The following is a 10,526-nucleotide window of genomic DNA, read 5'->3' on the forward strand; positions in this document are numbered from 1 at the left end:
ACCAGGACCTGTGCGCACGAGAATTTCCGACATTTCTTTGTTCATGACTCCACTACCTTCCTTAACATTGTTCGCTAGATGATAATAAAGTCCATTGTACGGACACAAATCAAGTTGTCAACCGCCCATTCCTGAGCGCTTGCTCAGCTACGATGTGCATTCAGCCGATTTGTTTGAGAGGAAAGGTGTGGCGGAAATAGAAAAGCTCGGGGATAGCGTCCGAGCGGTGGACAGGGCCCTAGAAATCCTGCAGGCCTTTACAGCGACGGATTGCGAATTGACAGTGGGGCAGTTGCTCAAACGGGTCGACCTAAGCCGACCGACGCTTTACCGCTTGCTCTATACGTTGGAGCAGCGTGGTTTTGTCGTTTCCGAGGGAGACCCGCAGAAATTTCGCCTCGGACCGGCGGTTGGGCAGCTAGCACACGCGTGGAGCTCGAGCCAGGATCTCGCTGCGCTCGCTGCACCACTCATGCAAAAACTGCGGGAAGAGACCGGAGAAACGGTGGCCCTTTTCGTGCTGGAGGGCGGCGATCGCCTATGCATCGCGGAGTTACCAAGCACGCAGCCCTTGAGCTTCAAGCGAGGTATTGGTTATCGAGAAAAAATTTCTGTTGGCGCGAGCGGACGCGCGATTCTGGCCAACATCGGGGAAACAGCAGAAGACCGCCTTGACTACGCTCGCACGCAAGGCCTGGACGTCAGTCGCCCGGTCGAAGACCTCGATATGGTCAAGCGACGCGGCTATGCCATAAGCAAGGACGAACTAATACAAGGTGCGGTCGCCATCGCTGCGCCGTTCTTCAACCATAGCGGCAGAGTTGCTGGCTCGCTGGGAGTCTTCGGACCTAGTGCAAGACTTCCAGAGCAACGCATCCGCGAGATCGGAGAAATGCTGGTCCGAGAAGCTGCCGAGCTCTCCCGTACCTTAGGCCTGCGTTCATAATAGTCCGTCACCGCTCATCGTCGCGGCAAAATGGGCGTGCCCTAGCGCGCAATCTGCCCCTCCTCACTCCCCCAACGCCACTGCCGCGCGGACGGCGGCAAGGCGTTCGGGGTCCTGGGCCCGCAAGCGCACGTCGGCGCCGACGCGCGCGACGTCGTTGAATGCGAAGCGGCGCGCCTGGGCGAGATCCTCGAGCACGGGCAGCTTGGCCATGCCTGCCCCCTCACCCACGAGCATGGGGGCAAGGTAGACCAACCACTCATCGACGCAGCCGGCCTCGAGCAGTGCGCCGGTCAGCTGCGCACCTGCCTCGGCGTGCACTTCATTGATTTCATGCTGGCCTAGCCATTGCATCATGGCGGGCAGGTCGACCCGGCCGTTGCCGTCCGGGAGGCAGATGACGCGGGCATTCCGGTGTGCGAGTTGCGCTGCCTTGCCGGCGTCTTCGACGGCGGTGAAAATCCACGTTTCGGCACCATCGAGCAGCCGGGCGCCGGGCGAGATGCGCAAGCGGGAGTCCAGCACGATTTTCCGTGGCTGGCGGCCTGTTTCCACATGGCGCACGTCCAAGCGTGGATCATCGGCCAGTACCGTCCCGATGCCGGTCAACACGGCGCAGCTGCGCGCGCGCCAATGATGGCCGTCCGCGCGCGCCGCCTCGCCGGTGATCCATTGCGAGCGGCCATTGGGCAATGCGGAACGCCCGTCGAGCGTGGCAGCCATCTTGGCCCACAACCATGGCGTTCCCCGGCTCATGCGCGCCGCGAAGCCGAGGTTCAGCGCCAGTGCGTCGTCCAAGCACACGCCAGTCGTCACGGCGATCCCCGCGGCGCGCAGCTTGGCGAGCCCCTGGCCGTCGACGCGGGGGTTGGGATCCCCCATGGCCACCACGACGCGTGCGGGCGCGGCCTCTATCAACGCATCGACGCAAGGCGGCGTGCGGCCGTAATGGCTGCATGGCTCCAGCGTCACGTACACGGTGGCGCCCTGTACCGACTCACCCCGCGACCTCGCATCACGCAAGGCGCACACTTCGGCATGTGGCCCACCTACGGGCTGGGTGGCACCTTCGCCGAGCACCTTGCCGTCCCGCACGATCACGCACCCGACGCGGGGATTGGGCGAAGTGGCGTAGAGCGCGCCCTCTGCCAAGGCCAACGCGCGCCGCATCCAAGCGGCGTCCTCTGGGCGTTCGGCGTCGGCGGGCATCATGGGCATCGCATCAGGGATCAAGATTTCGTGACGGGAGGAACGGGGCCCTGGAATTCGCGGACCACGTCGGTGAATTCGTCTACGTCCTCGAAACTTTTGTAGACGGACGCAAAGCGGATGTAGGCGATCTTGTCGAGCTTCTTGAGCTCCTGCATGACCAGCTCGCCTACTCGTTCCGAATGCACCTCGCGCAGCCCGCTCGTCATCAAGGCTTCCTCGATGCGGGCAACCGCCGCGTCCACCGCATCGGCGCTGACTGCCCGCTTGCGCAGCGCAAGCATGAGGCTGCCACGCAGCTTGCGCTGGTCGTACTCGGTCCGGCTGCCGTTGCGCTTGACCACGGTCGGCAACGACAGCTCCACGCGCTCGTAAGTGGTAAACCGCCGGTCGCAGCTCGTGCAGCGGCGACGGCGGCGAATGGCGCTTCCCTCTTCGAGTACGCGGGTGTCGATCACTTGGGTGTCATCGTGACGACAGAAAGGACACTTCATGCGCAGCTCCCCCTCAAGACGAGGTGCATGCCAGTCTCCATGGCCCAGCCGATCACTATCCCTGGAACGCGATGCGGCGCCCACTTCCCGGCGCGGCAGGACCGGCCTCTCCGGTACGCCGGTGCCTCCCCTCAAGAAAGGCTCCGGGACACGGGAAGTGGGTGGCTATCATGATGCGCCGCGCTTAGCGATAGACCGGGAACTTGGCGGTCAAGGCGTTGACGCGCTCGCGGACGGCCGCGATATTGGCTTCGTCGCGCGGATTGTCCAGCACGTCGGCGATCAGGTTGGCGGTCAGGCGTGCCTCTTCTTCCTTGAAGCCCCGGGTGGTCATGGCAGGCGAACCGACGCGGATGCCGCTCGTGACGAAAGGCTTCTCCGGATCGTTGGGGATGGCGTTCTTGTTCACCGTGATGTGGGCCTGCCCCAGCGCATGCTCGGCCTCTTTCCCGGTAATGCCCTTGGCGCGCAGGTCGACCAGCATGACGTGGCTTTCGGTCCGGCCCGAGACGATGCGCAAACCGCGCTCGACCAGGGTCTCGGCCATCACCTTTGCGTTGGCCACGACCTGCGCGGCGTATTCCTTGAACGAGGGGTCCAGTGCTTCCTTGAACGCCACGGCCTTGGCAGCAATCACGTGCTCCAGCGGGCCGCCTTGGATGCCGGGGAAGATGGCCGAGTTGACGGCTTTCTCGAATTCCGCCTTGCACATGATCAGCCCGCCGCGGGGGCCACGCAGCGACTTGTGGGTAGTCGACGTGACGAAGTCGGCGTACGGCACGGGGTTCGGATACACGCCGCCCGCGACTAGGCCGGCGTAGTGGGCGATGTCCACCATGAACAGCGCCCCGTTCGCCTTGGCGATTTCGGCAAACCGGGCGAAGTCGATGCGCAGGGAATAAGCCGACGCGCCGGCCACGATGAGCTTGGGCTTGTGCTGCTCCGCCAGGCGCGCAACCTGGTCGTAATCGATTTCTTCCTGGGCGTTCAGGCCATAGGAAATGAAGTTATACAGCTTGCCCGAGGCGTTGACCGGCGAGCCGTGGGTCAGGTGGCCACCTTCGGCCAGGCTCATGCCCAGCACCGTGTCGCCGGGCTTGAGCACGGCCATGTAGACACCCTGGTTGGCCTGCGAGCCGGAGTTCGGCTGGACGTTGACGGCGTCGGCCCCGAAGATTTGCTTGGCGCGATCAATGGCGAGCTGCTCGACGATGTCGACGAACTCGCAGCCGCCGTAGTAGCGCTTGCCCGGGTAGCCCTCGGCGTATTTGTTGGTAAGCTGCGTGCCCTGGGCCTGCATGACGGCCGGGCTGGCGTAGTTTTCCGAGGCGATCAGCTCGATGTGCTGTTCCTGGCGCTGGTTTTCCAGCTCGATGGCGGACCAGAGCTCGGGATCGGTCTGGGCGAGAGTGCGGCTGCGGTCGAACATGACGGGTTTCCTTTTCCTGTGCAGAGCGGGCCAACCGGCATGTCGTGACGAGACCGGCCAGCCGAATTTGCGAAAACCGCGCATTTTCCGGATCGAACGACGACACGGGGATGCGCGATCTGCGAACCTGCCTAACGGCTGCCCAGGCGAACGGCGGGGGAGAAGCCCCAACCCGCGGGAGCGGGGCCAGGACCTCGCCCAAACCCTGCGCTTCCTTGTGGTAGCCCACTCAGCGACCGGCTGCCGCCGGGTCGCTCGAATCGCCAGTCACGCAGGGCGAAGGCAATGTTTCACATTTTAGCGCAGAGTGGATAAGTGCAAAGGAAACCGCGCCCGCAAGCATCACACGCTGGCGACCGCCTCCCGGATGCCCACAGCGGGGCGCCCAGCCGCCCCCTCCTCCCCGTCCGGGGGATCGAGGACGGGGCAGCTGTCATCGAGGATGACTTCGACACCGTTCAGGTGCCTGGCCTGGCGCACCGTGTCGATCAGCACCTCGAGGATCCGCCGGGTATTGACCGAGAATGAGCGCAGATGGCGGGTAATGAGGCAGATTTCCCGGGTGATGCGCGGTTCACACAATTCGCGGAACTTGAATTCATTCAGCGGGCTGGCCTGCGCGGCCAGGGAGGGGACGACCGAGATTTTGCCGCCCAGGCCCAACATGGCGTAAAGGGAATTGGTGCTGGAGACGTGGTCGTAGAGCTTCGTTTTCTCGTGCAGGCCGAGCTCCGGATGGGTTTCCAGGAAAGCGCCTATGCCGGTATCTCCGGTCAAGCCGATGTAGTCGTAGCCGGCCAAGTCCGACCACTTGATGGGGCCGTTGGTGAGGGCGAGCGGGTGGTCGTTGGGGAAAATGACGCCGAACGGATCGGCCAGGATGGGCACGTAATCCAGCTCGGGATAATTATTGAGCCGGCTGCACAGGCCGAAATCGACCTCGCCTTCGAGCACTGCCCGCTCGATCTTGTCGGAGCCACCGTCGCGCACCGACACGGTGATGGACGGATAGGCCCGGCGGAACTCGGCCAGCGCCGGCGTCAATATTTGGATGATCATCGAGGGCGCCGCGGCGATGCGGACATGCCCGCGCTGGCTCTTGGCAATCGCCTGCAGATCGCCGATGGCGTTGTCGAAATCGCGCAGGATGCGCTCGGCCACGGGCTTGAACCGCGCCGCGTCCTCCGTCATCACGACGCGGCGCGTGGTGCGGTCGAAGAGCTTGAGCCCGACCGCCTCCTCGAACTGCTGGATGGTGGCGGTCAGCGACGATTGCGTATGGAAAAGCCGCGCCGCCGCCAACGTGAACGAGCCGGTGTCGGCAATGGCGACGAAACATCGCAGGTGACGCAGAGACAGCTTTCTCATGACGGCGAACTCCCGGAAGACACCGCATGCCGGCCTGGACTCGTAAACGCAAGGCGGGGCCAAGCCCCCGCCTGGCGGCGTGGGCGGGTCAGGTCTACCTTGCCGTGACGACCGCCTCGAAACGGTCGAAAAACTCACCCGCGAGCTTCCTCGCCACGCCTTCGATAAGCCGGGCGCCCACCTGGGCGAGCTTACCGGCGACCTGGGCCTGGGCATCATAGGTTAAGCGGGTCCCGCCGTCAGCCTGCTCCAGCGCGACATCGGCGCTCCCCTTGGCCAACCCCGCCGCGCCGCCGCTGCCTTCGAACAGCAAGCGGCAGCGCGCGGGCGCCTGCGCATCCGCAATGGATACAGAGCCGGAAAACCGCGCCTTGACCGGCCCGATGGACATGACTACCACCGCTTTATAGCAGGCCTCGCCTGCGCGCTCCACGGACTCGCAACCCGGTATGCACTGCTGCAGAACGGATGGATCGAAAAGGCTGTCCCAGACGATCCGCTCCTCGACCGCCAATAAACGTTCCCCCGTGATATTCATGGCAACGACGCTTCCTTCTGTTGGGAAGAAGGCGCCGGAGCGCCCGCGGCGTTCAGACGATCTCGTGCCAGGAGCGCGGCCTTGACGATTCCGGCATATCCAGTACAGCGGCACAAATTGCCCGCCAGTTCCTGGCGGACCTGGCTTTCCGATTCGCACCTGCCCCGGGCGAGTGCATCGCGCACCATGATGACCATGCCGGGCGTGCAGAAACCGCACTGGAGTCCATGCGCCTCAGAAAAACACTCACGGATGACAGCCATTGACGCATCGTCGTCGAGCCCCTCGATCGTGGTTACTTCCCGCCCATCGACCGCAGCCGCCAACGTGATGCATGCCCGCACCGGCTCGCCGTCCAGCAATACCGAGCACGCGCCGCATACGCCGTGCTCGCATCCCAGGTGCGTGCCCGTCAGCCCGCAGTGGTCGCGCAGGAAATCCGCCAGCGACAGCCGATCTTCGACTTCTGCTGTCACTGGCGCCCTGTTGACTGTCAAAGCAAGTTTCATGCGAGCTCCTTTAACCGCGCCCACGCGCGCAAGATCATGGTCCGATGCAAATGGAAGGGGTAGGAAGCGCGCTCCAGGCCGGTGACCTCCTGCACGTCATCGTCCGCCGCCTGGGTGAGCTCGGTGCCTCCCGGGCGTTCGCCGGCCGCAAGCAGCGCCGAGAGCCGCGGTAGCCGGCGCGGTTTGTCGGCGGCGGCGCCCAATACCGCCTCTCCCAGGCCACGCTCGGGATCGCACACCATGGCGGCGATGGAATGGGCGAACTCGCCCGATTTGCGGCAAAACTTCAGGTAGCTCCAGCGAGCGCGGCTCGACAGCACCGGCACCGATACCCCCGTCAAGATCTCTCCTTCCTCGAGCGCCGTCTCCATCAGCCCCCGCTGGAACTCCGCCAGCGGCATGCGGCGCTCGCCGCCGGCCCCCTTTACTGCCACCTCCGCGCCAAGCGCCAGCAGCGCCGTGGGCCAGTCGGCAGCGGGATCGGCATGGACGAGGCTTCCCCCGAGCGTCCCGCGGTTGCGCACCGACCGATAGGCGATGCCCGCCGCCACGTGCGGCAGATAGCCGCGCGACGGATCGTCGATCCGGACGTCTTCGATCATGGCGTGCGTCACGCCTGCGCCGATGAACGCCCGGTCGCCTTCACGCCTGCAGCGCCTGAGCTCCTCCAGCGTAGACAAGTCGACGACGGTATCGGCCCAGGTGACGCGCAGGTTCATCATCGGCAGCAGGGACTGCCCCCCGGCGAGGAACCGGGCGTTCTCTCCGCCGGCGAGCAAGGCTTCCTCCAGCGTCTGTGCCCGCCGATAAGAAAATGGCGCCGCTTTCATTGCACCACCTCCTGCGCGCTCGGAACCCCGGCCGCCTGCGCTGCGCGCGCACGTGCCGCGACGACTGCGGCGCGCACCCGTTGAGGCGTCATGGGGGTTTCGTTCAGCTCGGCGCCGATGCCGCGCAGCGCGTCGCGCACGGCGTTGGCGATGGCAGCGGGAGGCGGAATGGCGCCTCCCTCCCCCATCCCCTTCATGCCGTACTCCGTGTGGGGGGTGGGCGTCACCATGTGGCCGATCCGGATGGACGGTGCCTCGGGTGCCCCAGGCATCAGGTAATCGGCCAGGGTGGTGGCCAAGGGCTGGCCGTTTTCGTCGAACGGAATCTCTTCATAGAGCGCCGTGCCGATGCCTTGCACGATGCCCCCGATGATCTGGCCGTCGACGATCATGGGATTGACCACGGTGCCGCAATCTTCGACGCAGGCGTAATCCAGGACGTCGACTTTTCCGGTGTCCGGATCCACGGCCACCACGGCGGCATGTGTGGCATAGGTGAACACGCCCGTGTCGATTTGCGGCTCGTAGGTCGTCGTCACCTCGAGCAATGGCTCCATGCCCGGAGGCAACGCTTCCTGCCGCAGGTGGGCGATGCGCCCGATCTCTTCGAACCCCATGGAGCCGTTCGGGCCGTGGACGCGCCCATCCTCGAAGCGAAGCGACTCGACCTCGCACTTGAGGGCATGGGCGGCGATCGCCGCCATCTTGGCGCGCAGCAGCCGGCATGCGCGTGCGACGGCCCCGCCCGACATGACCATGCTGCGCGAAGCGAAAGTTCCCATGCCGAAGGCCGAGATCTGGGTGTCGCCGTGCCGCACGGACACCCGCTCGGGATCAATGCCCAGCTCCTCATGGGCGACCTGGGACAATGCCGTCTCCAGCCCCTGCCCGTGCGACACGATGCCCACCATGAGCATGAGGGAGCCGTCTGGCATCATCCGTGCGGTGGCGGTTTCATAGCCCGGGATCACCGGCGTACCGCGCGACACCCACTCGCCACAGCCATGCGCCGTCTGCTCGGTGAACGAGGCCAGCCCCACGCCGACGAGGCGGCCGTCGGGCTCGCCCTGCTTCTGGCGCGCGCGGATGCCGGGCAAATCGATGAGTTCGACCACGCGCCGCACCGACTCACCGTAATTGCCACTGTCGAAGAGCAGCTGGGTGATGGTGCGGTAGGGCATGGCCTCGGCAGGAACCATGTTCTCCATCCTCACCTCCCACGGCTCGCGCCCGACCGCATGGGCGATCTCATCGATGGTCCGCTCGATGGTGAAGCAGGCGGCGGGCCGGGCCACGCCCCGATAGGCACCGATGGGCGACTTGTTGGTAGCCACGGTATAGCTGCGACAGCGGTAGCTCGGCACGACGTAGGGACCGGGAATGTTCTTGACCACCATGCCCGTTTCCATGAACGGACTGTTGGGCCAATGGGAGTACGCGCCTGCGTCCACGTACACTTCGACGTCGAGGCCCAGGATGCGCCCACGCTCGTCGGCATAGGCCTTGACCTTGTGGTGGTGTTCCCGGCAATGGATGGCGCTCAGCAGATGTTCGCGCTTGTCCTCGAGCCAGCGCACCGGCCGCTTGAGCTTGAGCGCCAGCGCCGCCACCATCAGCTCCTCGGGATAAAGGACTCGCTTGGCGCCGAACCCACCGCCCATGTCGGGCGCGATCAGGTGCAGCTGGCGCTCGTCGATGCCCAGCGTCTGCGCCATGCCGACGCGCAGCTGGTGCGGCGACTGGCTGCCCGTATAGATGCACAGCTCGTCCAGGCGATGGTCCCACGCGGCCAGGATCGCCCGGCCTTCGAGCGGGACGGCCGACTGGCGGTTCATTCGGTACTCTCGTTCGATGACCACCGCGGCCTTGCGCCGGGCCTCTTCCAGATCGCCGACTTCCGTGCTGCGGGCAACATAGACGTTATCGCCCCACGCTTCCCAGATCAGTGGCGCGCCCGGCCGGGTGGCCGCTTCGGCATCGACCACGGCAGGCAGCTCCTCGATGTCGAGCATGACCGAATCGGCGATGTCCTCGGCCATCGCCCGGGTCGGCGCCACCACCATCGCGACAGGCTCTCCGGCAAAGCGCACGCGGTCTGTCGCCAGCGGCGGATGCTCGGAATACTTGAAGCCGTCGATCTTGGGCACTGCGACGATAGGCTTGACCGAGGGAAAATCCCGCGCGGTGAAGACTTGGTCGCGATATTCATCCGGCACGACGATCTCGCGCAACTTGCCATGGGCGCATGGACTGCGCACAAAGGCCACCTCGAGCATCCCCGGCATGCGGATGTCCCCTACAAACCGCCCGCGCCCACGCAAGTGCCGCCAGTCCTCTTTGCGTCGCAGGCGCGCACCTACGCCCTTCTTCGTCGCGGCAAGCCCGCTGTTATCTGTATGGCCCATCACTCGCGCTCCAATCCCATTTCACGGACGAGTTTTCGGTAGCGTTCGGCATCCTTCTTCCGCAGTTCCGTGAACTCGGCCGAACTGATCAGGAACGGTTCCGCGCCCACCGAGGTGAAGTGCTTGCGCAGCTCTGGCGACTCAACCGCTTTGCGGATGGCCGCGTTGAGCTTTTCGACGATCCGGGGCGGCATATTGGCGGGGCCTTCGATGCCCATCCAAAAATTCATGGTCGCAGCCGGATAGCCGGCTTCGATCGCAGTCGGCACGTCGGGCAATACTGACGAGCGCTCGCTGGACATCACCACCACCGGACGCACCTGGCCGGCGCGCACATAGCCGATCGTAGAAGGCAGCGAATCGAACACCATGGAAACCCGTCCCGAGATCACATCCGGGAACGCCAGGCCCGACGACTTATACGGCACGTGCGTCATGACGAATCCCATCGCATTCTGGAGTATCTGGCCCGACAGGTGGCCCGTGCTTCCCGGGCCGGCGGAAGCGAAGCTCAATTTGTTCCTGCCTTCCCCCTTGGCATAGGTTCCGAGCTCGGCCAGCGTCTTGACGGGAATGTCATTGTTGACGACGAGGATGTTCGGCGTCGTGACCAAGGTACCGATCGCGGTGAAGTCATTGATCGCGTGATAGGGCAGGTTCTTGAGCAGCAGCGGCGCGACCGTGACCATGGGCGGGCTCGTCAGGAGAATGGTGTAGCCGTCCGGGGGCGAAGCCGCCACCACCGCTGCGCCTATGGTGCCCCCGGCCCCCCCCCCGGTGGGCCCCCCCCCCGGGGGG

10 protein-coding genes and 1 riboswitch are annotated in these 10,526 nt (G+C 65.0%); of the genes, 1 reads left to right on the forward strand and 9 read right to left on the reverse strand.

The annotated features are described in order from the left end of the window. The first annotated feature begins 139 nt into the window (after positions 1 to 139). Positions 140 to 946, forward strand: coding sequence for an IclR family transcriptional regulator (locus tag IRZ12_RS11375; RefSeq protein WP_296468453.1), 807 nt, complete (start codon positions 140 to 142; stop codon positions 944 to 946). Positions 947 to 1,009: 63 nt separating this feature from the next. Here IRZ12_RS11375 and ribD read toward each other — a convergent pair whose 3' ends face one another. The 9 genes from ribD to IRZ12_RS11420 all read right to left on the reverse strand — a co-directional run. After that, a complete protein-coding gene (ribD, locus tag IRZ12_RS11380) occupies positions 1,010 to 2,158 on the reverse strand; it encodes a bifunctional diaminohydroxyphosphoribosylaminopyrimidine deaminase/5-amino-6-(5-phosphoribosylamino)uracil reductase RibD (RefSeq protein ID WP_296468455.1) in 1,149 nt (382 codons plus the stop codon). Between the two features lie 17 nt (positions 2,159 to 2,175). Continuing rightward, positions 2,176 to 2,649: a transcriptional regulator NrdR gene (gene nrdR, locus IRZ12_RS11385; protein WP_296468458.1), complete on the reverse strand. Its 474-nt coding sequence runs from the start codon at positions 2,647 to 2,649 to the stop codon at positions 2,176 to 2,178. A gap of 184 nt (positions 2,650 to 2,833) precedes the next feature. Continuing rightward, positions 2,834 to 4,078: a serine hydroxymethyltransferase gene (gene glyA / locus IRZ12_RS11390; RefSeq protein ID WP_296468460.1), complete on the reverse strand. Its 1,245-nt coding sequence runs from the start codon at positions 4,076 to 4,078 to the stop codon at positions 2,834 to 2,836. A gap of 133 nt (positions 4,079 to 4,211) precedes the next feature. Next, positions 4,212 to 4,359: riboswitch (ZMP/ZTP riboswitch) on the reverse strand. Positions 4,360 to 4,420: 61 nt separating this feature from the next. Then, on the reverse strand, positions 4,421 to 5,446 hold the full coding sequence (locus IRZ12_RS11395; RefSeq protein ID WP_296468462.1) for a LysR family transcriptional regulator: 1,026 nt from the start codon (positions 5,444 to 5,446) through the stop codon (positions 4,421 to 4,423). Positions 5,447 to 5,540: 94 nt separating this feature from the next. Continuing rightward, a complete protein-coding gene (locus IRZ12_RS11400) occupies positions 5,541 to 5,984 on the reverse strand; it encodes a CoxG family protein (protein ID WP_296468464.1) in 444 nt (147 codons plus the stop codon). Beyond that, positions 5,981 to 6,493 (reverse strand): (2Fe-2S)-binding protein, encoded by a 513-nt coding sequence (locus tag IRZ12_RS11405; protein WP_296468466.1) that lies wholly within the window; start codon positions 6,491 to 6,493, stop codon positions 5,981 to 5,983. Before IRZ12_RS11405 ends, IRZ12_RS11400 begins: the two co-directional genes overlap by 4 nt. Continuing rightward, positions 6,490 to 7,323, reverse strand: coding sequence for a xanthine dehydrogenase family protein subunit M (locus IRZ12_RS11410; RefSeq protein WP_296468468.1), 834 nt, complete (start codon positions 7,321 to 7,323; stop codon positions 6,490 to 6,492). The genes IRZ12_RS11405 and IRZ12_RS11410 overlap by 4 nt, the downstream gene beginning before the upstream one ends. Beyond that, positions 7,320 to 9,728, reverse strand: a complete 2,409-nt coding sequence (locus IRZ12_RS11415) for a xanthine dehydrogenase family protein molybdopterin-binding subunit (protein WP_296468470.1) — start codon at positions 9,726 to 9,728, stop codon at positions 7,320 to 7,322. Before IRZ12_RS11415 ends, IRZ12_RS11410 begins: the two co-directional genes overlap by 4 nt. Then, positions 9,728 to 10,526: tripartite tricarboxylate transporter substrate binding protein (locus tag IRZ12_RS11420; RefSeq protein ID WP_296468472.1), on the reverse strand; the 799-nt coding region annotated here is incomplete at its 5' end. The genes IRZ12_RS11415 and IRZ12_RS11420, both read right to left, overlap by 1 nt.

Source organism: Pigmentiphaga sp. (genome assembly GCF_019689535.1).
Taxonomy (GTDB): Bacteria; Pseudomonadota; Gammaproteobacteria; order Burkholderiales; family Burkholderiaceae_B; genus Pigmentiphaga.

Bases quoted from the DNA above. Each gene is read 5' to 3' on its own strand.
- ribD (WP_296468455.1), bottom strand. From the start codon at position 2,158: ATGATGCCCGCCGACGCCGAACGCCCAGAGGACGCCGCTTGGATGCGG.
- nrdR (WP_296468458.1), bottom strand. From the start codon at position 2,649: ATGAAGTGTCCTTTCTGTCGTCACGATGACACCCAAGTGATCGACACC.
- glyA (WP_296468460.1), bottom strand. From the start codon at position 4,078: ATGTTCGACCGCAGCCGCACTCTCGCCCAGACCGATCCCGAGCTCTGG.
- IRZ12_RS11395 (WP_296468462.1), bottom strand. From the start codon at position 5,446: ATGAGAAAGCTGTCTCTGCGTCACCTGCGATGTTTCGTCGCCATTGCC.
- IRZ12_RS11400 (WP_296468464.1), bottom strand. From the start codon at position 5,984: ATGAATATCACGGGGGAACGTTTATTGGCGGTCGAGGAGCGGATCGTC.
- IRZ12_RS11405 (WP_296468466.1), bottom strand. From the start codon at position 6,493: ATGAAACTTGCTTTGACAGTCAACAGGGCGCCAGTGACAGCAGAAGTC.
- IRZ12_RS11410 (WP_296468468.1), bottom strand. From the start codon at position 7,323: ATGAAAGCGGCGCCATTTTCTTATCGGCGGGCACAGACGCTGGAGGAA.
- IRZ12_RS11415 (WP_296468470.1), bottom strand. From the start codon at position 9,728: ATGGGCCATACAGATAACAGCGGGCTTGCCGCGACGAAGAAGGGCGTA.